Annotated in this window: 23 protein-coding genes; 11 read left to right on the top strand and 12 right to left on the bottom strand. The window is 49.8% G+C overall.

Features of this window, described 5'->3' with window-relative positions:
- Positions 1-71: 71 nt before the first annotated feature.
- Both hspQ and LKE13_RS06320 read left to right on the top strand, forming a co-directional pair.
- Entirely contained in the window at positions 72-413 is a 342-nt protein-coding gene (hspQ, locus tag LKE13_RS06325; RefSeq protein ID WP_227949326.1) for a heat shock protein HspQ, read from the top strand.
- A gap of 107 nt (positions 414-520) precedes the next feature.
- A complete protein-coding gene (locus tag LKE13_RS06320; protein ID WP_227949325.1) occupies positions 521-1,579 on the top strand; it encodes an alcohol dehydrogenase in 1,059 nt (352 codons plus the stop codon).
- A 64-nt stretch (positions 1,580-1,643) separates the two neighbouring features.
- Here the strand turns inward: LKE13_RS06320 and LKE13_RS06315 are convergent, their stop codons facing one another.
- The 6 genes from LKE13_RS06315 to LKE13_RS06290 form a co-directional block, all read right to left on the bottom strand.
- On the bottom strand, positions 1,644-2,861 hold the full coding sequence (locus LKE13_RS06315) for an ABC transporter substrate-binding protein (RefSeq protein ID WP_227949323.1): 1,218 nt from the start codon (positions 2,859-2,861) through the stop codon (positions 1,644-1,646).
- 70 nt (positions 2,862-2,931) lie between these two features.
- Positions 2,932-3,939 (bottom strand): branched-chain amino acid ABC transporter permease, encoded by a 1,008-nt coding sequence (locus LKE13_RS06310; RefSeq protein ID WP_227949321.1) that lies wholly within the window; start codon positions 3,937-3,939, stop codon positions 2,932-2,934.
- A 4-nt stretch (positions 3,940-3,943) separates the two neighbouring features.
- The gene (locus LKE13_RS06305; protein ID WP_227949319.1) at positions 3,944-4,816 is read right to left on the bottom strand and encodes a branched-chain amino acid ABC transporter permease; all 873 of its coding nucleotides are present in this window, start codon (positions 4,814-4,816) and stop codon (positions 3,944-3,946) included.
- A 9-nt stretch (positions 4,817-4,825) separates the two neighbouring features.
- Positions 4,826-5,539: an ABC transporter ATP-binding protein gene (locus LKE13_RS06300; protein ID WP_227949316.1), complete on the bottom strand. Its 714-nt coding sequence runs from the start codon at positions 5,537-5,539 to the stop codon at positions 4,826-4,828.
- Positions 5,536-6,330 carry an ABC transporter ATP-binding protein gene (locus LKE13_RS06295; RefSeq protein ID WP_415776513.1) on the bottom strand — a complete coding sequence of 265 codons (795 nt, stop codon included), beginning with the start codon at positions 6,328-6,330 and terminating at the stop codon, positions 5,536-5,538. Before LKE13_RS06295 ends, LKE13_RS06300 begins: the two co-directional genes overlap by 4 nt.
- 326 nt (positions 6,331-6,656) lie before the next feature.
- Positions 6,657-8,996, bottom strand: a complete 2,340-nt coding sequence (locus LKE13_RS06290) for a methyl-accepting chemotaxis protein (RefSeq protein WP_227949312.1) — start codon at positions 8,994-8,996, stop codon at positions 6,657-6,659.
- Between the two features lie 227 nt (positions 8,997-9,223).
- On the opposite strand from LKE13_RS06290, the gene LKE13_RS06285 reads away from it, so the two are divergent.
- The 4 genes from LKE13_RS06285 (at position 9,224) to LKE13_RS06270 (ending at position 12,774) form a co-directional block, all read left to right on the top strand.
- Complete coding sequence (locus LKE13_RS06285) at positions 9,224-9,994, top strand: class II aldolase/adducin family protein (RefSeq protein WP_227949310.1); 771 nt, start codon at positions 9,224-9,226, stop codon at positions 9,992-9,994.
- 45 nt (positions 9,995-10,039) lie between these two features.
- Positions 10,040-10,927 carry a TauD/TfdA dioxygenase family protein gene (locus tag LKE13_RS06280; RefSeq protein WP_227949308.1) on the top strand — a complete coding sequence of 296 codons (888 nt, stop codon included), beginning with the start codon at positions 10,040-10,042 and terminating at the stop codon, positions 10,925-10,927.
- 123 nt (positions 10,928-11,050) lie between these two features.
- Entirely contained in the window at positions 11,051-11,692 is a 642-nt protein-coding gene (msrA, locus tag LKE13_RS06275; RefSeq protein WP_227949305.1) for a peptide-methionine (S)-S-oxide reductase MsrA, read from the top strand.
- A 167-nt stretch (positions 11,693-11,859) separates the two neighbouring features.
- The gene (locus tag LKE13_RS06270; RefSeq protein WP_227949303.1) at positions 11,860-12,774 is read left to right on the top strand and encodes a DMT family transporter; all 915 of its coding nucleotides are present in this window, start codon (positions 11,860-11,862) and stop codon (positions 12,772-12,774) included.
- A 20-nt stretch (positions 12,775-12,794) separates the two neighbouring features.
- Here the strand turns inward: LKE13_RS06270 and LKE13_RS06265 are convergent, their stop codons facing one another.
- Positions 12,795-13,376 (bottom strand): HD domain-containing protein, encoded by a 582-nt coding sequence (locus tag LKE13_RS06265; RefSeq protein WP_227949301.1) that lies wholly within the window; start codon positions 13,374-13,376, stop codon positions 12,795-12,797.
- 127 nt (positions 13,377-13,503) lie between these two features.
- Between LKE13_RS06265 and LKE13_RS06260 the strand changes: the two genes are divergently transcribed.
- Positions 13,504-14,112: a 2-hydroxychromene-2-carboxylate isomerase gene (locus LKE13_RS06260; protein WP_227949299.1), complete on the top strand. Its 609-nt coding sequence runs from the start codon at positions 13,504-13,506 to the stop codon at positions 14,110-14,112.
- 29 nt (positions 14,113-14,141) lie between these two features.
- Here the strand turns inward: LKE13_RS06260 and LKE13_RS06255 are convergent, their stop codons facing one another.
- The 5 genes from LKE13_RS06255 to LKE13_RS06235 form a co-directional block, all read right to left on the bottom strand.
- A complete protein-coding gene (locus LKE13_RS06255; RefSeq protein WP_227949296.1) occupies positions 14,142-14,585 on the bottom strand; it encodes a hypothetical protein in 444 nt (147 codons plus the stop codon).
- Positions 14,586-14,681: 96 nt separating this feature from the next.
- The gene (locus tag LKE13_RS06250) at positions 14,682-15,911 is read right to left on the bottom strand and encodes an NADH:flavin oxidoreductase/NADH oxidase family protein (RefSeq protein ID WP_227949294.1); all 1,230 of its coding nucleotides are present in this window, start codon (positions 15,909-15,911) and stop codon (positions 14,682-14,684) included.
- 87 nt (positions 15,912-15,998) lie between these two features.
- Positions 15,999-16,838 carry a pirin family protein gene (locus tag LKE13_RS06245; protein WP_227949291.1) on the bottom strand — a complete coding sequence of 280 codons (840 nt, stop codon included), beginning with the start codon at positions 16,836-16,838 and terminating at the stop codon, positions 15,999-16,001.
- A gap of 81 nt (positions 16,839-16,919) precedes the next feature.
- Positions 16,920-17,678, bottom strand: coding sequence for an SDR family oxidoreductase (locus tag LKE13_RS06240; protein ID WP_227949289.1), 759 nt, complete (start codon positions 17,676-17,678; stop codon positions 16,920-16,922).
- A gap of 31 nt (positions 17,679-17,709) precedes the next feature.
- On the bottom strand, positions 17,710-19,077 hold the full coding sequence (locus LKE13_RS06235; protein ID WP_227949286.1) for an MFS transporter: 1,368 nt from the start codon (positions 19,075-19,077) through the stop codon (positions 17,710-17,712).
- Positions 19,078-19,349: 272 nt separating this feature from the next.
- On the opposite strand from LKE13_RS06235, the gene LKE13_RS06230 reads away from it, so the two are divergent.
- The 4 genes from LKE13_RS06230 to LKE13_RS06215 all read left to right on the top strand — a co-directional run bounded on the left by LKE13_RS06230 (position 19,350) and on the right by LKE13_RS06215 (position 23,811).
- Positions 19,350-19,892, top strand: a complete 543-nt coding sequence (locus LKE13_RS06230; protein WP_227949284.1) for a hypothetical protein — start codon at positions 19,350-19,352, stop codon at positions 19,890-19,892.
- A 161-nt stretch (positions 19,893-20,053) separates the two neighbouring features.
- Positions 20,054-21,277, top strand: a complete 1,224-nt coding sequence (locus tag LKE13_RS06225) for a multidrug effflux MFS transporter (protein WP_227949281.1) — start codon at positions 20,054-20,056, stop codon at positions 21,275-21,277.
- A complete protein-coding gene (locus LKE13_RS06220) occupies positions 21,274-22,536 on the top strand; it encodes an MFS transporter (protein WP_227949279.1) in 1,263 nt (420 codons plus the stop codon). Before LKE13_RS06225 ends, LKE13_RS06220 begins: the two co-directional genes overlap by 4 nt.
- 87 nt (positions 22,537-22,623) lie before the next feature.
- Complete coding sequence (locus LKE13_RS06215; protein ID WP_227949277.1) at positions 22,624-23,811, top strand: pyridoxal-phosphate-dependent aminotransferase family protein; 1,188 nt, start codon at positions 22,624-22,626, stop codon at positions 23,809-23,811.
- Positions 23,812-23,843: the final 32 nt, after the last annotated feature.

Below are 23,843 nucleotides of genomic sequence, written 5' to 3'. Positions count from 1 at the left end.
ATTTCACGCCGCATTGAATTCTTGATGTTCAAGACTTGCCCATAAAGTAAACTCCACTATTATGGCACGTCATGAGCAAAGATTCACAAGTCAGAGCAGCCAAGTTCGCGATTGGACAAATCGTCAAACATCGGGTTTATCCGTTTCGCGGCGTGATTTACGATGTCGACCCCACCTTTGGTAATAGCGAAGAATGGTGGGAATCTATCCCGGAAGAGGTTCGACCGAAGAAAGATCAGCCGTTTTATCATCTCTTCGCGGAGAATGCCGAAACAACTTATGAGGCTTACGTGTCTGAGCAAAATCTCCTGATTGACGAAAGCGGGAAACCGGTGTCGCATCCGTCAGTCAAAGACTTCTTCTCTGAGCTTCGTGACGGACGCTATCTTTTCAGCAATCGACTGCAATCATAGGGTCGGCGAACTTGCGCGATTTCCGGCCACAGAAATTCTGGCGGTCACGCATGAAACGAGCTAGCATATTTTCTCCAATTAAAAACAAATAAACGGGGAGAATTACCATGCATTGTCAGCAGATCATCCAGTTTGGCAAACCACTCGAAGCGCGAGACTACCCAACACCAGAACCCAAAGGAACCGAAGTACTCCTGAATGTCACAGCCTGTGGTGTTTGTCATAGTGATTTGCATATTTGGGAAGGCTTCTTCGATCTTGGTGGAGGCCAAAAGATGGACCTCTTACAACGGATGAAGCTTCCCTTCACGCTCGGGCATGAGGTCGTTGGTGAGGTTGCCGCGATTGGTCCAGATGCAGAAGGGGTTGAAATTGGCGACAAACGTATTGTTTTTCCCTGGATAGGCTGTGGAAAATGCAATGTCTGCCTCGCTGGGGACGAGCTTCTTTGCATGGCGCCGCAAACAGTCGGCACTCGGTATAACGGTGGGTATGCGAACGAAGTTATTGCGCCCCACCCGAAATATCTTATTCCCTATGACGGTGTTCCGACAGAACTTGCCTGCACATATGCATGCTCCGGCCTCACAGCCTACAGCGCTCTAAAGAAACTTTCCCATCTGCGTGAAGACGATCATATTGTGATCATAGGAGCGGGAGGGGTTGGGCTCTCCGCGGTGCATTTCGCTTCAAGTGTTGTGAAGGCAAAAATCATTGTCGCCGATATTGATGATACGAAGCGGTCAATCGCTCGCCAATCAGGCGCGCATGAAACCATCGACAACAGCGATCCTGAAGCCGCACTCGCTCAACTTCAGGAAATCACGAACGGAGGCGCGGCCGGCTCCATCGATTTTGTGGGTGCGCCGGCAACTGCATCCTTTGGTTTTAACGGATTGAGGAAGGGCGGCCATATGGTGACAGTTGGATTGTTCGGAGATTCCATGCCTCTGTCGATTGCGATGCTGCCACTCATGATGAGAACGATCCAGGGCTCCTATGTTGGAAGCCTTGAGGAGATGCACGAGTTAATGGAACTCGTTCGGGGTGGCAAGGTAGCGCCAATTCCTTACGAAGTCCGCCCCCTAGACGAGGTGAATAGTGCCCTCACGGACCTGCAGGCCGGAAACGTCAAAGGCCGCATTGTCCTCAGCCCGCAAAAATAGGTATATAAAAAAAGGGCAGAGGATTTTCATCCCCTGCCCTTTCTTTTTTAGATCAGATATCTGATTAATTTACAGATACAACTTTGCCCAGTGAGTTAAATTTCTCACCGTTAAATTCAACCGGCATCATTGCTTCAATCGGGAAGAAGTCATTCGGGCCTGTCTGAATTTTAATGCCTGGCAGCATCATATCCAGTTCCAGATCCAGATTGGCAGCTTCCTTCATGATGTTTTCGCGTGTCAGGTTGTCTCCAGCCTGTTTCAACACCTGCTCCATCGTCTGGCCAACGAGATATCCATATGCTGTGAAGGCGCTGGTTTTATCTCCATCAGGATAGTATTCATCCATGAATTTTGACCATTTTTTGTACCCTTCAGTCTCGAAATTCCCAGGGTCCGTGATATCCATATAGTACATCAGCGAAATGATACCCTTGGAGTTATCCAGTCCTGCAGGTTTGTAAACAGAGCCTACGGAGTTAGAAACTGAATTGTTCAGGAAAACCGCATCCCAGTTCAATTCGCGGAATTTCTTAATAGCCTGAGCCGCAAATTTCGGTGTCGTCACGTTGAAAAAGACGTTCGCACCGCTGTCTTTTAGCTTGATCATCTGCGAGTTGATTGTCGGATCTGTAACTTCGTAGCTTTCTTCAGCAACGATAACGGAATCAGCCTTATCACCGAGATATTCTTTCAAGCCATGGACATAGTCTTTACCATAATCATCGTTCTGGTAAAGGATAGCCACTTTCGGATCCTTCACATTTTCCATGATATAGGCACCAAACAGCGCGCCCTCAGTCTGGTAGCTAGGCTGCCAACCCATTGTCCAAGGGAAGTTTTCAGGATCGCCCCATTTCGTCGCGCCAGTTGCAACAAACAGCTGAGGAATCTTCTTCTTGTTCATATAGTTATGGATAGCCGAGTTTGTCGGAGTACCCAGGCTTTCGAATATGAGCAGCACTTCATCCTGTTCAACAAGCTTACGAACCTGTTCCTTTGTTTTAGGCGGGCTGTAGCCGTCATCCAGCGAAATAAACTCAATCTTCCGACCGTTTACGCCGCCATTTTCCTTATTGATCTTGTCAAAATAGGCAGCCGTGGACTTACCAATCTGACCGTAGGCAGCCGCAGGGCCGCTATAAGGCATGGTATTGCCAAGCTTGATGGAATCATCGGTCACACCCGGACCATACATCTTGTCAGCTAAAGCCGACGTCGCGGCCATTCCCATTGTGGCAACGGCAGCGAAGGTAATCGCTAATTTTCTCCCGGTATTCATTAGTACCTCCTGTTTATTATTTTTCGCATCTACAATGACGCGACTCTTCTTCACGCTTTCAACTGAGAGCTCAAAGTATTTTCTTTATTCGGACTCTCAGCAGATTTACCAGCCCTGCAAAACCTGAGGGCATGACATAAATAACCAATATAAGGATAATGCCAAAAATGGCATAGGAAAGGCCAGTTGAAATTTCTTCTGCAAAATTCGGCACTGTCAGTATGAAAAATCCGCCGAACACGGCTCCCCAAATAGAGCCTGTTCCACCAACCACCATTCCGATAAACAGCAATATAGAGAGCTGGAATGTAAAGCTATCTGGCGCAACAAACTCAATAACAATGGCAGCAATCGCACCGGCAACACCCGTATAGAACGCGCTGACACCGAAGGTAAGAGATTTGTACATAGATGCATTCACACCCATCGATCTCGCGGCGATTGGATTATCACGTATCGCCATCATGGCACGGCCTGTCCGGCTATTGATCAGGTTCCAAGCAATCCAGAACATAAAAAGCAACACCACGAACACAATCATATACCACCATTGGTCCATCGTGATGCCGAAGTTATCAACCAGAATGGCTGGAACGTCCGGGCGGAATACATCCAAACCTTGCACCCCTCCGGTCAATCCTTCCAGATGAGATGATTTCAGGACCTGCGGTATCGAGACACCCAAAGCAAAGGTGGCCAAGGCGAGATAAAGCCCCTCAAGTCGTAGCGCAGGCAAGCCAAATAGGAAACCTGCGATGAAACAGACCACGCCTCCAACGGGAATGGCCGCATAGACTGGCCAATCGAGATGATACACAAGAATGGCGGCTGTATAGGCCCCGATAGCATAAAAGGCGCTATGCCCAAGTGAGAATTGCCCATTAAACCCCGTCAACAAGTTTAAGCCGAGGATTGCTATGGCATAGATCATTATCAACGTGCCCTGGAAGGTCGCATACCCTCCAAGAATAAAGGGCAAGACTGCGCCAATCACTATGAAGGGAATGACCCACTTAAAAGGGATTTTTGCGCCGGCATTCAGTTTAGTATCTATACGCGTTTCTACATCGGTTGCCATATTATTATACCCTGGTCACAATGGTTTTGCCGAACAACCCGTTAGGCTTGAACAACAGAACGGTCACGATCAAAATCAGAGCAACCGTCAGTTTCAATTCACTACCAATGGCTGGGATATATGTCCCGGCCATGTTTTCAATAATACCGACCAGGAAACCACCGGCGACGGCTCCTCCCGGACTTGATATACCTCCGACAATCGCAGCCGCAAAGCCATAGAGAAGAATGCCTAGCATCATGTTCGGTTCCAAAAAGACAATTGGGGCAATCATCATTCCTGCAACAGCACCGATTGCAGCGGCCAAGCCCCAGCCCAGCGCCAGCATCCAGCCGACCCGAATGCCCACAAGGCCTGCGGAATCTGGATTAGCAGCTGCTGCCTGCATCGCCATTCCGACACGTGTAAAGCGGAAAAAGCAGAATATTGCGAAAAGTAAAAGCAGGGTCACGAAGAACATGCCGACTTCATGCAATCCGATCAGGCCCCCAAAAGACCCTTCAGGGAAAGGAGACGGAAATGTCTTGATATTATGGTCCCATATTGCGCCAGCGAAGCTGTTGAATATGGCGACAAGGCCGATAAAGACAACGATATGGCTAAGAACCGGCGCATTATGGAGCGGCTTGAAGATAATTCGCTCAATTGCCAAGCCACCAATGAAGGAGACAACAATAGTCGCGAAAAACGCGATCCAGTAGGGCACTCCGCCCGCAATCATTGCCCAACAGATATAGGTGCTGAACATCGCCATTTCGCCTTGTGCAAAATTGAAATGATCGATGGCCTGATAAATCATAACGACCGCAAGTGCCAGGCACGCGTAAATCGCGCCATTTGCAAGACCGGTTAGTAATTGCTGTAAAAAAAGATCCATGGGAACGTCCTAATACCCTAAGTAGGACCGACGAACGGTCTCATTTTCAAGAATTGATTCCGAAGTGCCGGAGATGACGATATTTCCCGTTTCCAGCAAATAGGCATGATCGGCCAACTCAAGAGCCAGAGACGCGTTTTGCTCGACTAGCAACATACTCACCCCTTCTTCAGCGTTGATTCTCTTCAGAATTTCAAAAAGCTCTTGAACAATTAGCGGTGCAAGGCCGAAAGAAGGCTCATCAAGCAGCAACAACCGCGGCCGTAACATTAAGGCCCGACCAACAGCCAACATCTGCGCTTCACCGCCACTTAACGTGCCTGCTTGCTGGTTTCGACGCTGTTTGAGGATGGGGAAATAGCCGTAAACCCGTTCAACATCTTCCGCGATACCCGCTTTGTCGCTCCGGCTATAGGCTCCAAGACGTAAATTGTCTTCAGCCGACATTCTCACGAATGTACCGCGCCCCTCCGGAACATGGGCGATGCCCTTCCGCGTGATATCTGCTGTTTGCAGAGCGGCAAGTTCCGTGCCTTCCAGCTGTATCGTTCCTTTTCGGGTAACCATCCCGCTGATTGCGCGAAGGGTCGTTGTTTTACCGGCACCATTCGCGCCGAGAATTGTTGTAACGCCACCGTGTTCGAGGCTGAAATCCAGCCCATGCAGAACCTTCGTCGGGCCATATGACGCTTCAAGCCCTTTTACATCAAGCAATTGACTCATTTCTTGCCCGTCCCCAGATACGCTTCGATAACATCAGGATGTTGCTGAATTTCAGCAGGCGGGCCTTCAGCAAGTTTTCGGCCAAAGTTGAGTGCAACAACTTTCTCGGAAACCTCCATGACCACGCCCATATGGTGTTCCACCAAAAGAACCGTCGTGCCAAACTCATCGCGAATTCGCCGGATCGTATCCACAAGAAGCGATAACTCATTGTGGTTAAGCCCGCCCGCAGGTTCATCCATCAGCAATAGCTTGGGCTTGCTCATAATCGCGCGTGCAATCTCAAGCCGTTTTTGGATGCCGAAAGAGAGTCCGCCGATCCGCTGCAGCGCTGTATCTTCAAGTTCCATGAACTTGAGCATTTCCAACGCGCGGCTTCGAAGCTCTTTCTCCTCCCGCTTTATCCAGGGCAAATGCAGCGCATTGCTGATGTAATCAGATTTTGCGGTCGCATGCCCACCAATCATGATGTTATCAAGAACGCTTAGATTGGAGAAAAGGGCGAGATTTTGGAATGTCCGTCCAAGTCCGATTTCACTCATCCTGTGTACAGGACTTTTAAGGATGGAGTTTCCACGAAAGATGATATCACCCCAATTCACGTCATAGAGGCGACTGATACAGTTAAAAAGGGTTGTTTTACCTGCCCCGTTTGGCCCGATCAGACCGACAATTTGACCTGAAGGAATGTCAAATGACACACCGTCCAACGCGACGATGCCGCCGAAATGAACACTTACATCCCGGACGCTTAACAATGCATCCGTCGATGAAACGTCTGCAGACGCTATACTATCTGTGTTTTTGTTCACTCATAACTAATGGTTGCACAAGCTACCAGATGCATCTTCAAAATTATTATGAATACGCTTCCGGACGCCTTGGCGTCCACCTCCCAGTTTAAAACGTTATTCTTTATTTGTTGTTCGATAACTGTGACTCAAAGAAACCGTTTTGACCAGAAAAAAATATATTGTTTTTTACGGAGTAAGTCTAAGGGATGGCTATACTTTTTGGTTTAATCAATTATTGCGAGAGAACATTAGAAAAACAAAAGGCGGCAGTTACTTCAGGGTATTTCGCCCGTAACTGCCGCCTTAGTTGGGTATTTCTATAACTAGCTTGCGCGAATTTGCGCAAGGAACCCTTCTACCTGCTGATCTAATTCTGTTACTTCCTTTGTAAGCCCGTTCGAGATTTCTTCAACTTCCTGCGCCGATTTACCCGTCGATTCTGCTGCACTTCTCACGGATTGAATATTTTCGGAGACATCTTGCGATCCCTCAGCGGCTTGCTGAACGCTCCGGCTGATTTCACCAGTCGCAGCGCCCTGCTCTTCCACGGCGGCAGATATAGAGGTCGCAATCTCGTTGATCTTGCCAATGGTTGTTGTGATATCACCAATTGCACCAACGGCATTCCCAGTCTCTTCCTGGACCGCCTTGATCTGCTCAGAAATTTCCTCTGTTGCCTTCGCTGTCTGTGCGGCCAAATTCTTCACCTCACTCGCGACGACAGCAAACCCCTTACCGGCATCACCGGCCCGGGCTGCTTCAATGGTCGCATTCAGGGCGAGCAGATTAGTCTGCCCAGCAATGTCGTTAATCAGACCGACAACATCACCAATTTTGGATGCTGCCTCATTCAGCGAGGTGACCATTATGTTGGTCCGCTCAGCTTCAGTGACGGCTTCCCCTGCGATGCTGGCCGCCTGACTAACCTGACGGCTGATCTCATTGATGGAAGAAGAAAGTTCTTCTGTTGCGGCCGCGACTGAATTGACGCTGGATGTCGCAAGATCAGATGCCGAAGCGACAGTCGCAGAGCGCTGTGTTGTATCTTCGGCGGACTTCGTCATCGATTGTGACCTTCCCGTCATTTCTGAAGCAGCAGCGGCAAATTTTTCGACCAGATGCTTCACGCTGCCTTCGAATGTATCGGCGAGTTGGTTCCGCTCCTTGGTTTTCGTTTCTGCCAGTTCGCGTTCGAGTCGCTCACGCTCTTCCAAAGCAGCTTTTTCTGCATTCCGCTGTTCTGCTTCACGCTTGGCTTTCTCTTCATCACGTTTCTGGCGCTCAGCTTCTGCTTCCGCACGCGCGGCTTCAGCTTCACGGGCAGTATCGCGGAATCCAACGAGAGCATGTCCCATCCGGGCAATTTCATCAGTCCCGTCGCGGTAAATGCTTGACGTAAGGTCTCCTTCGGAAAGATGCTGGGCAGAGCTCACGAGAAGCATCAAGCGACGAATGATATTACGGCGAACATAAAGCCATCCAATAGCGATTGTAATCAACAATGCCACCAAAGCGCAGATCAACAATGTCATCTTTGTCGTATTCGCGAGGGCGGTGTTTTGTTGAGCCGCAGCCCCCAAAGACTCTTCAATTTCTGCGGTAAATGCGTTCACATTATTTACAAGGATTGCAGCAAGGAACCGGCTTTCACTTACGGTTGCCTCTGCTGCCTTGGCAGCTTCCAACTCTTGAATACGGGTTTTGAAGATATTGACTGAGCTGAAGTTACTCTCTTCTACGCCCATCGCGAGAAAGTCACCGAACAATTCAGAGAGTTCCTGCGTCTGGCCTTTCGATGTCTGCTTTTCTATCTCGTCCAATGGCGTCCCCAGCGATGCAATCGATGACAAGAAGGTGGATTCCAAGTCTTTCACAGCGTCAATATCACCTGTCTGCAAGCCTTCTGTAAGCAGGCTCAGCATTTGATATCCGTTGCTCTTGAAAGAGAAAACCTCTTCCTGAAAGCGGAGAATTTGAAGTATTTCCTGTGAAAATTTAGAGGTGTCATTTTCAGGACGCACTCCCGCAAGTGCCTTATCTATGGACTGCGTGAGCAATTCATTCCATTTTTCGGAATTTTCAATAACCTGCATTCTCAAAGGAAGAAGGAATGGGCTCAATCCCGTATCAAGTATATCGCGAGCGACCGAAAGGCCCGGAGACGTCGTATTCAGTTGTTTAGAATGCTCGATGCGATTCTGAACATGCCCATTCAGCCGTTCCAAGCTTTCCAGCATTTTATTCAGGCCATCTTCGATTTTTGGGAGAAATTCATTGCCCGCCATGAACTCACGCAGTGAACTTAACTGCGCGGAGGCCTTTTTGCCCGTATCCTCGATAGCTTTAATGCTCATAAGCCGCTCAGATTCTGTTTTTGCCGTGCTGAGCTGCGGCGCTGCTGCCGCGAGAGCTGTCGTCTCATTCGCAAGCTTCAGGGCCAGAGAGATTGACGGAACTTTCTTATTTATAAGATCTTCTTGCGCGGTTGTAATTGTTCCCAGGCTGACCCAGCTGATTGCCGAAATGGCGATTGTCAAAACCGCAACGACAGAAAATGCCGCAATTAGCCGAGGTCCAATGCCAAATTTTGAATATTTAACTTCGCCTCCCGTTGCTTTCGGGCTGCTCTTCTTTTTTAAAAGCTTTAGTAATTTTTTCATCATCCGTTCAATTAGCCCGCTCGGCTCCTCATAAATTACAACGACTTAAATATGACTACCGTAAAAACATTAACATCGCGTTAGACATTGCCCGATAAAAGAGAATTGTTCATAAATCAAAAAATCCGCTACACTTGAACCTCAGAATAAATAAAAATTTATGTATTCCGGTTGTGTACGCAGCTTTCAGATGAATAGCATAACCCGGAAGCTTGACACGGGAGATTAGAATGAGCTTGGCTAAACTACAGAAATCATCACGACGCGAACAATTCAGTGCCACCGAATGGGAAATCCGGACCGACCTTGCTGCTGCCTATCGTTTGGTCGCGCTATTTGGCTGGGATGATTTGATTTTTACTCATATCTCTGCGCGTCTACCGGGTGATGACAACCATTTTCTCATTAACCCCTATGGTATGACATTCGATGAAATTACTGCCTCGTCCCTGGTCAAAATTGACCTGAGCGGCGAAATAGTCGGTGAAAGTGACTATCCGGTGAATCCTGCTGGCTTCACGATACACTCCGCAGTTCATGAAGTGCGGCACGATGCAGGCTGCGTCATGCATCTGCATACAGCGGCCGGCACTGCCGTCGCGACACAGGAAGAAGGGTTATTGCCCCTCAACCAGACAGCTCTCCTCGTCCGAGAGCAACTTGCATATCACGAGTATGAAGGTGTCGCGCTTAATCATGACGAACGGCCGCGCCTGCAAAAGGATCTCGGTGACAAGGATTTGATGCTGCTTTGGAACCACGGCACGCTCGCGCTCGGCCCAACAGTCCGCGATGCGTTTTTGAGTATGTACTTCCTGGAGCGCGCCTGCGAAATGCAGGTTGCCAGCCTCGCAGGGGGCCGCAAGCTTCACTATCCATCCGATAGCGTTGTGGAAGTAACGGCAAAGCAGGGCGAGAAAGGCCTGACCGCTGTTTCCGGGATTGCCTGGACAGCCCTCCTGCGTAAGCTTGACCGTCAATTGCCGGGCTATGCAGAATAAAGTTCAATGTTCTAAAAAAATAAATAAAAGCAGGGATAAAGAACAATGGCGTATAAAAAAATCTCAGTTGAGCCTTTAACGGGAACAGTCGGTGCGGAAATTTTCGACGTTGATCTCACCAACCTTGACGCAGAAACAGTGGCAGAAATTCGTGCGGCCTTCCTCGAGCATGTAGTTGTTTTTTTTCGGGATCAGCCGCTTGATATCAAAGATCTAAAGAACTTCACCTCCCAATTTGGGCCATTTGGCATTGAACCATATGTCAAGACAATGGGAGAGCATCCGGAGGTAATTGCCGTCGTCAAAGAAGCAGACGAAGTAAAGACCATAAATTTCGGCGGCCATTGGCATTCGGACTGGTCCTTTCAGGAAAATCCGCCGATGGCGACCATTTTGTTTGGGGATGATATCCCGCCCTATGGCGGTGATACAATGTTTGCCAATATGTACCTTGCATATGAAACCCTGTCGGACGGTATGAAGACGCTCATCGATCCGCTGGTGGCGATTCACTCCGCGCGTCGCTCTTACGGCACAGGCAAAAGCATTCTTGGCACCAAGAAGCGGAAGTCGATGACGATCATCCAGTCTGAAGAAGCACATGATGAAATCGAGCATCCCGTTGTCAGAATTCATCCGGAAACAGGGCGTAAAGCGCTATTCATCAACCCTGTTTACACAATCCGGTTTAAGGATATGTCCGAACGAGATAGTCGGGAGCTTTTGGAAAAGCTCTATCGTCATTCGGTCAGCGAGATTTTTACCTGCAGGTTCCGGTGGCGGAAAAACTCTCTTGCCATGTGGGATAATCGGGCGGCGATGCATCTTGCGCTCAACGACTATGATGGTTATCGACGAGCGCTTTACCGGACAACAGTCGCGGGAGACCGTCCATTCGGTCCGGCCATGCCGAAAAACGAAAAAGCGGCCTGAACTCACCCGATCCGCTGACTTTTTTGTGATATCAACTTTCTGCGAGATGCTCTGGTAATCCCAACGTAATTAGCCCACTTAGTCGACCAGTGTTTAGTTACGTCGTGAAGCGGAGATTCGTTAATGCAGAAGATTTATACGCCCATTAAAAGAGTTATGTTGGCATTCGCCATTGTCATGAGCGGGGCTGTCGGCATCGCATCTCAAGCTGCTGCAGCTGAGGAAACAGCCATTGTCGCAGGCGGGTGTTTCTGGTGTGTGGAGTCAGATTTTGATCATGTCCCTGGCGTGCTGAAGACGACCTCAGGCTATATCGGGGGAGAATCACCCAATCCGACATATAAGTCTGTCTCGGCGGGCGGTAGCGGATATTTGGAAGCCGTCGAAATCATCTTTGATCCAGACAAGATTTCATATGCAAGTATACTGGATATTTTCTGGCGGAGTGTCGATCCAACCGATGACGGCGGCCAGTTTTGCGACCGCGGCGAAAGTTACAAGACGGCTATTTTCACGACCAGCGATACCCAAAAAACAACCGCCGAAAATTCCAAAGCTGAGCTTAATGCCTCGGGGCTATTGAATGATCCTGTTGTTACTCCCATCCGAAGTGCTATGACATTTTACCCTGCAGAGGACTATCACCAAAACTATGCTGAGATAAACCCAATAAGATATAGCTTTTACCGCTTCAATTGCGGTCGGGATGCCAAGGTAGAAGAGCTTTGGGGCGATCAGGCTCACCGCGGCATAATGGAACATTAATTGACCCAAAACGAGGATTTGGATTTCTGAAATTCTACCATCAAGTTTACCGCTATCCGAAATAAAGTAGTCAAAAGCTGTCGCGCGTCTTAAAATGAATCTTGGCGCGACAGCTTTGCTTGAACAACTTTGTGCAGACGCCGCAATAAAAATAAAAAGGCCAGCGCATGTCAGTATCCAGTTCCCTGAAAAACAGCACGACCCTGCAAGGGATCGCCTGGATGATCCTGACGAGTTTTCTCTTTGTCGGCATGACGGGGATTGTTCGCCATCTTGGCTCTGATATGCCCGCGATTGAGGCCGCGTTTATTCGCTATTGTTTGGGGTCACTGATTATTCTCCCCATGGTTATTAGACATTGGCCGGGCATGCCAAATAGGCGGGACACCCAGCTGTTTATTTCACGAGGTCTCGTCCATGGGGTCGGTGTTATGCTCTGGTTCTACGCCATGGCCCGCATTCCGATTGCAGAAGTAACCGCAATTGGTTACGTCGCTCCGATTTTTGTCACTATTGGTGCGGCGATCTTTCTGGGCGAGAGACTTCAGTTTCGGCGAATTGGCGGCGTCATTGCGGGGTTTATCGGCGCGCTTATTATTTTGCGGCCCGGTTTTCAGGAGATTCAGCTTGGCCAGCTTGCACAACTCTGCGCGGCCCCGCTCTTTGCTGTTTCGTTTCTTATTGCGAAAAAGCTCACCGGAAACCAGAGTTCATCCATGATCGTCGGCATGCTTTCCTTGGGATGTACTGTCACCCTATTGCCGGGCGCAATCATACAATGGCGCGCTCCGACGACACATGAACTCGCCTGGCTTTCTCTGGCCGCCATTATTGCGACGGCGGGTCATTACACCCTGACCCGTGCCTTTCAGGCTGCGCCCATAACAGTGACCCAACCACTCGGTTTTCTACAACTCGTCTGGGCCTCAATATTGGGTTTACTGGTATTTGGCGAACCGCTAGACCCCTACGTCATGATCGGTGGTGCTGTCATCATTGGGGCGGCGACCTATATTTCCCACCGGGAATTGCAGGTCAGCCGCAAGGCGCAAACACCCTCAGCCATTGAGACAAAGATATAGAGGCTATCGGGGAAGAGCCTCTACTCCATCAGATAAATGGATTGCTTGGGCGAGGCCATGACCCGGCGTACCATCGGTTCAAAATATTCTAATGGCGCTGACTCAAAATTTTTGTCAAACGCAGCCTGATCATAGGCGGCACAGAAATGCGCACAATCCTCGAAATACTTATGACCGCGGTGCTGTTCGCGCATGTCCCGGTCCAAGCCAATATGGTGGAAAAAATAATAGCCCTGGAAAATACCATGTTTTTCGAGGATCCAGTGGATCTTCTCCGACACGAAAGGCTTCAACATTGCCGCGCCAATATCCGCATGATTGAAAGTGCCCAGCGTATCACCTATGTCGTGCAGCAGCGCCGCAACAACATATTCCTCATCCTGACCGTCCTGATGGGCAAGTGTGGCGCTTTGCAGGGAATGCTCAAGTCTATCCACAGAAAAGCCACCAAAATCACCTTCCAATAGCTTCAAGTGATTCAGAACCCTGTTCGGCAATTCCTTGGAAAAAACTTTGAAATTGTCAGAAATGATCTTGTAGTCGGCCGCTGTGCCGTCTGTCATCTGGCTGAACTTTGCTCTCTCATTGGAGATTTCATTCATTTTACCGCTCCCGTCGATATTATTATTGTTTATGTCTGAGTAGCATAAGACAACTCTTGTCTCTTGTCGCCTCCCGGTTCAGACTGCAGTTTACCACGGCAACAAAAAACAAAAAAGGAATCATCGGATGACGATAAATGTCGAACTTCACTATGATTTTGGCAGCCCAAATTGCTACTTTGTGCATAAAGCCATTCCCGAGATTGAGAAAAGAACCGGGGTAAAGTTCACCTATTTCCCGATATTGCTGGGCGGCGTCTTCAAGATGACTAACAATAAATCACCCATGCAGCAATTTGCAGATATTCCTCTCAAAATGGACTACGCGCGTCTAGAAACAATGCGCTTTATCAAGGAACATAAACTCACAAAATTCAAGATGAACCCTCATTTTCCCGTTAACACCGTTCAGATGATGCGCGGGGCAATCGTTGCCGAAGAGGAAGGCTATTCTGCGCAATATACAGACGCGATGTTCATGGCCATGTGGGAAGATGAAAAGAAGATGGATGACCCGGAAGTGATCACCACCACTTTAAACGCCGTCGACCTTGATGGCACACATATTCTTGGTCGTATTCAGGAACAATCCATCAAAGAAGTCCTTATCCAAAATACGAGCGCATCCGTCGAGCGCGGTTGCTTTGGCGCACCGATGGTATTTGTTGGCGACGAAATGTTCTTCGGCAAGGACCGGTTGGAGGCCGTCGAAAGAGAGATTATGCGTCAACAGTAGCCGGGCCTCACAACCAGCCCTTACCCGGACTATTCAGTTTGTTCGGGCACTGTGGCTTTGCCCTCACCACCAAACTTCGTCGCGAAATACCCAATGATTAACCCGATAACTGCACCTTCCAGAATAAACCAGAAAGGCGACAAGAAAGGAAAGTCAGGTCCGAAAATATAGAGCATCATTTGCTGAAACGTATCATACGCAAAGAGGGTAAGGACGAAGTTCATCCAGCCGCCAATCCAGGGCGCGCGGAACCACCAAGGCAGCGGCATACGGAGTATGGGGTGCCAGTCCATCACGCCGAAAACGCCAATAAATGCACCAACTGTGATGTACCAAAACAATACACCAAGCCGCAGCAACATATCACCTTCGGGCCAGATATATGGCATTACGAAAAAGCCGATCAAGCCGAAAAACAGACCAATAAACTTGCCAATCGCAATGCGCGTTATCAATGACGGATTACCGAACATACGCCTTTCCCCCCTTTGAATGAACTTCAAACCTACTAATATCTGCCTGAAGCCGCATTGACCGCAATCAAATTTCCTTTTTAAAATTTTAACCGGTTATTTTGTATTTACACTTTCCATTGCTGAGGCGGTTCGTTCTTCATTTTCGAGATAAGCCGTAATCGCTTCTTTCCCAGTCATGTCTGGATTCGCGCCTTTGCCCTCCGCGATCCGGATGATATTGAGGCAAAACCAGCCGAGTGCGCCTTTTGACGGTTTAATAGTCTGTTCGTAGGCAATCGTGCTGGCATCCGGCGACGCGAGCAATTGGTTCGGCGCATCCGTGTCGACGCACATCGGGCGTGCGATCCCGATTACATCCACATTCCCCTCCGCAAGTGCCGCGTCCATTGCCGCACGGCTTCTAAACCCGCCGGTGATCATCAAGGGAACGTTCGTTGCGTCGCGAATGCTTTTGGCATATCCCATAAAATAGGCTTCACGAGTGATGGTCGAATTGCGAATTTCATCCGCGCCGCGTGCACCAATCATCATGGCGGGATTCTCATAGTTGCCGCCAGAAATTTCAAGGAGATCGACCGTGTCCTCCTCCAGCCATTTCACAACCTGCAGGCAGTCCTCATGACTAAAACCGCCATTTTGAAAATCCGACGAATTCAGTTTAACGGAAATCGGATACTCCGGACCTACTGCCGTCCGAATACCCTGCACAACGGCGCGTAAAAGACGGGCGCGGTTTTCAAGGCTGCCACCCCATTGATCTGTCCTCTGGTTGGCGAGGGGCGAGAGAAATTCGGAAATCAGATAGCCATGCGCACCATGAACCTGAACACCGGAAAATCCTGTTTCCTTGGCTACAGTCGCTACATGGATAAACCGTTTGATCACATCCTCCACCTCTTCGGATGTGAGTGCGCGCGGGGCGCCGAAGGCACTATCAGGCAGTGTCATTGAAATTTCTGACGGAGCGACCGGCCGGGGGTTCACACGGCGCGGTGTCTGCCGCCCTGCATGACCGATCTGCATAAACAGAAGAGTATCATTCAACGTCCCCGCAGCAGCAAATGCGCGAAGTTCCTCCAGCCCGCCATTCTGATCAATGACAACGTTCCCCGGCCTCTCCAGATATCGGCGGTCCACCTGAACATTACCCGTCACTAGAATACCTGCGCCGCCTTCGGCCCATTTTTTATAAAGCGTGACATGGCGTCCCGTCGCACGGTTCATCGGGTCAGCCAGCCCTTCCGTCATCGGGGCCTTGGCAATCCGGTTTTTAACCGAAACACCGCACGGGAGAGTAATCGGGGAAGAAATGTCTACTGTCATTGGCGCAAGTCCTTTTTCGTCATTCTCTATGGAGACAATTAAGCCGGGGAAAATCCTAACGGCCTTTCCCCGGTCAATCAAGCAAGGTTAGAAGTTGCCTGTCTGGAAATCCCGAACAGCCTGCTGTATTTCATCAAAGCTGTTCATCACAAACGGGCCATAGCGTGCCACAGGCTCTCCAATAGGTCGCCCGGCGACCAAAATGGCCCGACCACCAACTTCACTCGAAAGTTCAACCGTCCCCCCATCCGAAAGGATCGCGAGATGATGCTGGATTACCTCTTGGCCGCTGACATCAACGGTGCCATCAAATACATAGGCAAACGCCGTATGTCCCTCTGGCACCGCATGGCGATATCGACCACCTGCCTCCAGCGAGACATCTATGTAGATGGGATCTGTCACAACACCCGTCACTGGCCCCATAACAGGTCCGTCAGGACCATCTACCTCGCCCGCAAGCACCCGAAGTGTCACATTATCAAGCACCACCTCCGGTACATCGTCAGGATCAATGTTCTGATACCGCGGCGTGCACATCTTGTTCTTCGCGGGCAAATTGACCCAGAGCTGAAACCCACTCATCCGACCCTCACGTTGTTCCGGCATTTCGGAATGCACAATCCCGCGCCCGGCAGTCATCCACTGGACACTACCCGGACCGAGCACGCCTTCCGCACCGGTCGAATCCTTGTGCCGCATCTGACCGTCAATCATATAGGTCACGGTCTCAAAACCGCGATGGGGATGAGAAGGAAAGCCTGCGATATAATCATCCGGGTTTTCAGTGCCGAAGTTATCGAGCAGCAGAAACGGGTCTAGCTCCGATATCAATTCCGATCCGATTGAGCGGCGCAGCTTTACACCGGCCCCGTCGGAAGCTTCAACAGAATGAATAACTCGGTTCACTTTTCGCAAGTTGGACATAATACACCTGACTTTCCTTCTCAAATATATTGGAACGATCGGTTAGATATATGTATGAAATCTCAAATTGAAAGTCTCGCATTACCCGCGGCCGATAAAAGGCATTTTCGTTGCCATAATCGTCATGAACTGAACATTCGCCTCCAAGCTCAGACTATCCATATAAAGGACAGCGGAGGCAACATTTTCAACATCCATGACAGGCTCTGGCGCAATCGAGAGATTGGCCTGCGGGACACCTTTTTTAATAACTGCTGTCATCGGGGTTTCCGCATTGCCGATGTCAATCTGCCCGCACGCGATGTCGAAAGCACGTCCATCCAGCGACAGGCATTTTGTGAGCCCGGTAATGGCATGCTTCGTTGAGGTATAGGCAATGCTATTCGGGCGGGGTACATGTGCCGAAATCGACCCGTTATTGATGATCCGGCCCCCCATCGGACTTTGCTCTCGCATAAGGCCAAATGCCGCCCGGGCGCAATAAAAGGAGCCATTAAGGTTCGTGTTCACCACATTCTGCCAGAGATCAACGGCCAACTCGTCCGGTGTTACGGGTGGCGCGCCAATACCGGCATTGTTAAAAAGAAGATCAAGTCGTCCGAATTCCTCCCGGAGCCTATTAAACAAGGTTTCAACCGACGCCGGATCGCTTACATCAGTTGGGATCACCAACCCGTTGGCAGACGCCGAACCTGCAAGGTCCAGCGTATCCTGAAGGGTTTCGCGTTTTCGCCCTGCCAGTACGACATGATAACCGTTCTTCATAAGTGCAAGAGATACGGCCCTGCCAATCCCTGCCCCCGCACCCGTGACAAGTGCGATCCTGCTTTTCCCCGTCATGTCTTTAATCCACTACGTTTGAAATTCATGTTTAGTTTACAGTCGCTCTTGCTGCACGTTTTTGCGCCTGCCCGGCAACCAGTCGCCGTTTTCGTGGCGCTGCCAGCCAGACTGACATGATTGACAATATCGACATGCCAATAATGACATAAAAGGCAAGATGATAGTTTCCGGCCTCATCATAGAAAAGCCCTGTAAGCCAAGGCCCTACGGCACCGCCAACCAGTGCGAGCGTGCTAATCGTTCCAAAAATAATGCCGTAGCCCCGTCCCTGGAACAGGTCGGCAGGCATGGACCCATAGACAGTTGCTACACCATACCCGAGACCGCCTTGCAAGATGACCATGGCATACATCATCGCTGCACTTGGTACATGCTCCATAATCAATAGCAAGACACAGCTAAGCAGAAAACCCGCTGTTGAGATGGTCCACACCCATTCCCGACCAATACGGTCAGAAAGATTACCAAGATATATCTGTCCCAGCACTCCGGCAAAACCAACAAGGCCCAAAGCTGACGCGGCTTCCAGATCGGAGAAGCCAATCTCAATCAGGTATTTCGTTTGATGCACTTGCACCGCATACCAGACATAAAGCGCCGTCGAACACGCAAGGGACAGCCACCAGAACGTCCCTGTTTTTATCGCCTTTTTTATCGTCCAGTCCGTATTAACCCAAGCATGATCCACCACAGGATCGGCCGCAGCCTGCTGACCACGTGTTTGTTCCTGATCCGGTGCGGCATCGCCATCAGGATAAAGACCGATATCAGAAGGTTGCTTACGCTGAAAAAAGAAATTGAGTGGTAGAATGACAACCAGCAACAGCCACGCCATCAGCCAACAAGCGTCCCGCCAGCCCTCTGCTGAAATTGTTTCCTGGATAAGGGGCATCAGAATCATGGAGCCTATTCCAACCCCTGAAAAAGCAATTCCTACCGCAAGGCCGCGGCGACGCTGAAACCAGTTCGGCAAAAACATCGACTGTCCGACATAGGTCAAGACTATTCCGGTTCCCACCATCAGCACGCCAAGAGTGAGGTAAAAATGCCAAGGCTGAGTGGCAAATGTGGAAGTTATCAGGCCGATACTCACTGTGACAGCAGACACCGAGAGAAGATATCGTGGCGCAACAAATTCCAGAAGCTTGCCCACGATCGGTGCCAGAATTGCCGCAAGCGCAAAGCCGATCGAAAAGGCGGCGGCGGTTGTCGCCCGATCCCAGCCAAACTCGTTCAGAATAGAAGGAAATAGCAATGAAAAAGAGGTTCGGACATTTACACCGATCCCCATTGTGATAAAGACAATGGCGACAACCGCCCATCCATAGAAAAATGGAGTGCGTGCGAGCGTCGCATCCATCCCATGCAACTGTGTCTTACTTTTCATTTGGGTCATGCTGCTTCCTTATTATTGGTTTTGCAACGTGGAACTCCCGTCAGCATAACGCGAAGCTTAACCCACTAAGTCAGACAAGCGAAACGGAAAAATACCCGTGTCAGTATTATCAAGAATTGACTCGCAATAAACTATGCCTATATTGGCCGCAGGTTCTCAGGTGCGCCTGCCCGCTCAAGATGACATCACCCTGAAACAACTTCAGATACCGACATGTTTTATACTTACAAGTTTGGCTTCGCGGGACGCCGATAAAACTTTGGAGTTATGATATGTCTATTTCCGAAAACAAGCCCATTGCCTGCCGTTCACTCGCGGAACTAAAAATCCGCAGCCGTATTCTGCTGAAGGCCGCCGCTCAGGAAAAGCCGGAAGCCCTGAAAACGTTAAGCAAATTTGGCAAGCAAGAACCTCCTTTCCAGCATAAAGACGCGCTGAAAGCTGTATCCCGTCTAGCCGGATTTAAAAGTTGGCAGCATGCCAGCCATATTCTCGGTGGATCTGCCCATATTGGCGATGATATGGGCGTGCTTTGGTACAATAACAAATGCACAGGGTTACTGAATATCTGGTGCCGAAATTATGAGGAAGCGCAAGAGCAATTCAGTCAGCGCAAGGGAAGCTTCCTCTTTCCGTATAAAACGCAATTCGTAATTACAGACGATGAGTATGTACGTGCGTTAGGCATAGATACCGACCAGTCCATACTGCTAGGACCAAACCGTAATTTTGCCGAAAATTATGGTTCCGCAACATGGGATGACCTGACATTTCAACGATTGCAGCACGCGATGGGTAGCACCATCGGGCACTAAATGAACGTTAAAAGATGTTTGATCAAAAACAGTCTGTTCAGCCTAAAATAAAATAGACTATAGTGGGGTATCATCGAGCGGAAGGTGACACTCCACTAGAGAGCCTGCAGCTTCCAGCTTTATCCCGAACACTGTTATAAGACAGGAGCATCAGCTCACCAATGTCCGCGCCGTCAAAAAAACTTGGGTTTGTTGAGCAGGTCATCCTGCTCGCGCTGATGATTTCCATGGTTGCCCTCACAATTGATATGATGCTGCCGGCCCTATTCGATATTAGTCAGGATCTACATGCTGAAGATCCGAACGACAGACAGTACATCATTGCAACCATTTTTCTGGGTCTTGCCATCGGCCAACTGTTTTACGGCCCCATATCCGACACTACCGGACGAAAGATCGCCATTTATATGGGCTTCGGGCTATTCCTTGCTGGCTGTCTTTTATCCATTTTTGCCACCAATTTCACCGTTATGCTCATCGGTCGGCTCCTGCAAGGCTTAGGCGTGGCATCACCGCGCATTGTCTCCCTTGCCCTTATCCGTGACCAATATGAAGGGCGGGAAATGGCAAAGTTTGTTTCTCTCGTGATGACCGTGTTTATCTTGGTTCCCGTGCTCGCACCTGCCCTTGGCCAATTCATTCTGTTTTTTGCGGAATGGCGCATTATTTTTGTTACTTTATTCGCTCTCGGGCTGGCAACACTCATATGGTTCGGCCTTCGTCAGGAAGAAACGCTTGAGGTGGAGCGGCGCGTGCCTCTCTCTCTCAAACGTATCTGGAGAGCATCCAAGGAAGTGATCTATACCCGTGCGGCATTTGGGTTTACAATGGTTGGCGGATTCATTTTCAGTGCTTTTCTTGGTTACCTCACCATGTCACAGCAAATATTTCAGGATCAGTATGGCGTAGGCGACATGTTCGCGGTATATTTCGGTGCGCTGGCGCTGGCGCTGGGGGCCGCTTCTTTCATAAATGCTCGCTTGGTTATGCGCTTTGGTATGCGCAAACTTTCCTATTATGCGCTCGTCGCGCTGACCATTTTGTCCGTCCTGTTTATGATTTATACCTACATGTGGGAAGGGCATCCTCCGCTCTGGGCGCTGGTTTCCTTCTTTATGGTTATTTTCTTTTGCATCGGTATCCTGTTCGGTAATTTCAACGCCATGGCGATGGAGCCGCTTGGACATATAGCTGGGGTCGCGGCGGCGGTTATCGGCTCCATTACGACATTCGTTTCCATGGGCCTCGGCACCCTAATTGCTCAGCTCTATGATGGCACGGTTTTCCCGCTTGTCGCCAGCTTCGCCGTGCTTGGCGCATTGTCACTCGCGGCGATGATCTGGACTGTGCGAACATCAAAAACCGATCCCGGATCCGGCTTATGATATGGGGTTCGATTAAGTCCGTTGCCTCCCTCCTGTCCAGCTATGGTCTGTTAATGGTTGCGAATGCCATGTTCGGTACTCTGCTTGGACTCCGCAGTAAGCTCGAAGGGTTCTCGACGGAAGTCACGGGCATCATCATGGCCGGATTTTTTATTGGAATGCTTCTGGGTGCATTTTACGCCGTTCGCGTCGTGGCAAGCGCGGGACATATCCGAAGTTTTGCCGCCTTTGCTTCAGTCATGTCAGTGGCGGTCTTAGCGCATGTGCTGCTCATCGACCCAGTTGCCTGGTTCTTCCTCCGTGCAGTCACAGGGTTTTGCATGGCCGGCATGGTGATGATCGTTGAAAGCTGGCTGAACGAACGCTCCACGAATGCCACGCGGGGACGCGTCCTCTCGCTCTATATGATCACAAACTATCTTGGTGCCGGGTCCGGCCAGTTTCTGATCACAGTTGCAAACCCGGATAGTTTTCAACTCTTCTCCGTGGCGTCCATTATTTTCTCCATCGCACTTGTTCCCATCCTCCTGACCCGGGCGACAGCACCAAAACCTTCGGCCCCTGAAAGGATGAAGTTCCGCGAGCTTCTCAGAATTTCTCCAGTTGGCGTCGCAGGAACCCTTGTGGCTGGCCTGACCAATTCCGCCATCAATAGCATGGGCCCCATCTTCGCAGCCACCATCGGCCTTAGCCTCGGGCAGATATCAACCTTTATGGCAACCATTCTTCTGGGCGGCATGCTGCTGCAATTTCCTGTAGGTCGTCTATCCGATCTTTTTGACCGACGCTCAATACTTATCATATCTGCCCTAGCAACAGCTCTGGTCAGTGTGGGTATAATATGGGCCGCAGAAGAGCATTACATCCTGTCGTTATTTGCCTTCTGTATCATCTATGGTGGATTTTGCTACACAATTTATCCCATGTCTTCCGCGCAGGTGAATGATCTCGCCGATCAGGATCGTCTTGTCCAGGTTTCGGCCGGCCTCCTCCTTGCTTATGGCACTGGCGCGAGCATCGGACCAATCGTAGCCTCACAAATTATGGGTCGGGTCGGCCCGAATGGTCTGTTTTACTATGTAATCGGCTGCACCCTGTTTCTGGCAATATTGACAATCATTCGTGTCATTCAACGGCCATCCGGCAAGAAAAAGGCGGAGTTCCTGCCACTGGGCAGTCTCGGCTCTTCAAGCAAGCAACTCTATAGTTCCGTTGCCAGGGAATCCTACGAGCAGGAGGATAAGGGAAATGAAGAATGACACAGCGGACAGATTACCATTGCCCTCTGCACAAAAGCGAATACACTTTTCTAACTATTTGAATACCTATTACGGGAAACTACCAATATGAGCGTCAAAAACGGCCGCCAATTTTTGAGCATTCCTGGTCCAACAACTGTTCCAGATGAAGTTCTGGCGGCGATGCACCGCCCAGCGGTGGATATTCGTAAAGGCGAACTTGTTGATGTGACAGCACGCCTTAAAGATGATCTGCGCATGATAACGAAATCAAAGGGTACTCCCTTTATTTACATTGCAAACGGTCATGGTGCCTGGGAAGCCGCGCTGAGTAACGTTCTCTGCCGCGATGACAAAGTGCTTGTACTGGAAAGCGGATCATTTGCCAGCGGATGGGGTCAGACGGGCGGTACGATTGGCCTTGATGTGGAGGTTCTTCCCGGAAGCTGGCGGAAGACTGTCGACCCGAACGCTATAGAGACTCGTCTAAAGGCGGATAAGAGCAGCGACATTAAGGCTGTCCTTGTCGTGCAGGTTGATACAGCCTCCAGCGTTCAGAATGATATCCCGGCAATTCGCCGTGCGATAGATAACGCTGGACATGATGCCTTACTAATGGTGGATACGATCGCTTCTCTTGGAACGATGGATTATCGGATGGATGAATGGGGGGTCGATGTGACCGTCGCCGCTTGCCAAAAAGGGCTGATGATGTCACCTGGAGTAAGCTTCACCGTCGCAAATGAAAAAGCCATGGCACGCCACCAGAAAGCAAACCTCCGAACTGCCTATTGGGACTGGACGAGCCGTCAAGGCCCTGAACATTACCAGAATTACGCAGGTACTCCGCCAGTACATATGCTTTTTGGGCTGCAAAAGGCATTTGAGCTTATTCGCAATGAAGGCTTAGACAATATATTCGAACGACATCGTTTGCTTGCCAGTGCAACTCGCGTGGCAGTTGGAAAATGGGCGGAAGAAGATGAGTTCGCGTTTAACATTATTAATCCTAATGAGCGCGCGAACTCCGTAACGACAGTTCTAGTGACGAATGCACAGCATCTTGAAGCTATTCATGATTATTGCATCGAAAAATGCGGGGTTGTTGTTGGTGTGGGCATTGCAGCACTCTCCGGCAAAGCGCTTCGGATAGCGCATATGGGGCATATCAACGCGCCCATGCTCCTCGGCACGCTAGGCTCGATTGAAATGAGCCTGAAAGCCCTAAACATTCCTCATGGTGCAGGCGGTGTCGAAGCAGCAATTGATTTTCTCGCCACCAACGTCCCACGATAATTATCTTTTGTGACGCAGGACACGGATAGGGA

The sequence above is a fragment of the Sneathiella sp. HT1-7 genome (assembly GCF_020731145.1).
GTDB lineage: Bacteria > Pseudomonadota > Alphaproteobacteria > Sneathiellales > Sneathiellaceae > Sneathiella.
This window is presented reverse-complemented; position numbering and strand designations above follow the sequence as displayed.

What these genes read in the sequence shown, in the direction of transcription:
- LKE13_RS06310 (WP_227949321.1), bottom strand. Translation starts at nt 3,939, where the DNA reads ATGGCAACCGATGTAGAAACGCGTATAGATACTAAACTGAATGCCGGC.
- LKE13_RS06290 (WP_227949312.1), bottom strand. Translation starts at nt 8,996, where the DNA reads ATGATGAAAAAATTACTAAAGCTTTTAAAAAAGAAGAGCAGCCCGAAA.
- LKE13_RS06220 (WP_227949279.1), top strand. Translation starts at nt 21,274, where the DNA reads ATGATATGGGGTTCGATTAAGTCCGTTGCCTCCCTCCTGTCCAGCTAT.
- LKE13_RS06285 (WP_227949310.1), top strand. Translation starts at nt 9,224, where the DNA reads ATGAGCTTGGCTAAACTACAGAAATCATCACGACGCGAACAATTCAGT.
- LKE13_RS06270 (WP_227949303.1), top strand. Translation starts at nt 11,860, where the DNA reads ATGTCAGTATCCAGTTCCCTGAAAAACAGCACGACCCTGCAAGGGATC.
- msrA (WP_227949305.1), top strand. Translation starts at nt 11,051, where the DNA reads ATGCAGAAGATTTATACGCCCATTAAAAGAGTTATGTTGGCATTCGCC.
- LKE13_RS06315 (WP_227949323.1), bottom strand. Translation starts at nt 2,861, where the DNA reads ATGAATACCGGGAGAAAATTAGCGATTACCTTCGCTGCCGTTGCCACA.
- LKE13_RS06265 (WP_227949301.1), bottom strand. Translation starts at nt 13,376, where the DNA reads ATGAATGAAATCTCCAATGAGAGAGCAAAGTTCAGCCAGATGACAGAC.
- LKE13_RS06320 (WP_227949325.1), top strand. Translation starts at nt 521, where the DNA reads ATGCATTGTCAGCAGATCATCCAGTTTGGCAAACCACTCGAAGCGCGA.
- LKE13_RS06305 (WP_227949319.1), bottom strand. Translation starts at nt 4,816, where the DNA reads ATGGATCTTTTTTTACAGCAATTACTAACCGGTCTTGCAAATGGCGCG.
- LKE13_RS06250 (WP_227949294.1), bottom strand. Translation starts at nt 15,911, where the DNA reads ATGACAGTAGACATTTCTTCCCCGATTACTCTCCCGTGCGGTGTTTCG.
- LKE13_RS06280 (WP_227949308.1), top strand. Translation starts at nt 10,040, where the DNA reads ATGGCGTATAAAAAAATCTCAGTTGAGCCTTTAACGGGAACAGTCGGT.
- LKE13_RS06215 (WP_227949277.1), top strand. Translation starts at nt 22,624, where the DNA reads ATGAGCGTCAAAAACGGCCGCCAATTTTTGAGCATTCCTGGTCCAACA.
- LKE13_RS06300 (WP_227949316.1), bottom strand. Translation starts at nt 5,539, where the DNA reads ATGAGTCAATTGCTTGATGTAAAAGGGCTTGAAGCGTCATATGGCCCG.
- hspQ (WP_227949326.1), top strand. Translation starts at nt 72, where the DNA reads ATGAGCAAAGATTCACAAGTCAGAGCAGCCAAGTTCGCGATTGGACAA.
- LKE13_RS06235 (WP_227949286.1), bottom strand. Translation starts at nt 19,077, where the DNA reads ATGACCCAAATGAAAAGTAAGACACAGTTGCATGGGATGGATGCGACG.
- LKE13_RS06240 (WP_227949289.1), bottom strand. Translation starts at nt 17,678, where the DNA reads ATGACGGGGAAAAGCAGGATCGCACTTGTCACGGGTGCGGGGGCAGGG.
- LKE13_RS06225 (WP_227949281.1), top strand. Translation starts at nt 20,054, where the DNA reads ATGTCCGCGCCGTCAAAAAAACTTGGGTTTGTTGAGCAGGTCATCCTG.
- LKE13_RS06245 (WP_227949291.1), bottom strand. Translation starts at nt 16,838, where the DNA reads ATGTCCAACTTGCGAAAAGTGAACCGAGTTATTCATTCTGTTGAAGCT.
- LKE13_RS06260 (WP_227949299.1), top strand. Translation starts at nt 13,504, where the DNA reads ATGACGATAAATGTCGAACTTCACTATGATTTTGGCAGCCCAAATTGC.
- LKE13_RS06255 (WP_227949296.1), bottom strand. Translation starts at nt 14,585, where the DNA reads ATGTTCGGTAATCCGTCATTGATAACGCGCATTGCGATTGGCAAGTTT.
- LKE13_RS06230 (WP_227949284.1), top strand. Translation starts at nt 19,350, where the DNA reads ATGTCTATTTCCGAAAACAAGCCCATTGCCTGCCGTTCACTCGCGGAA.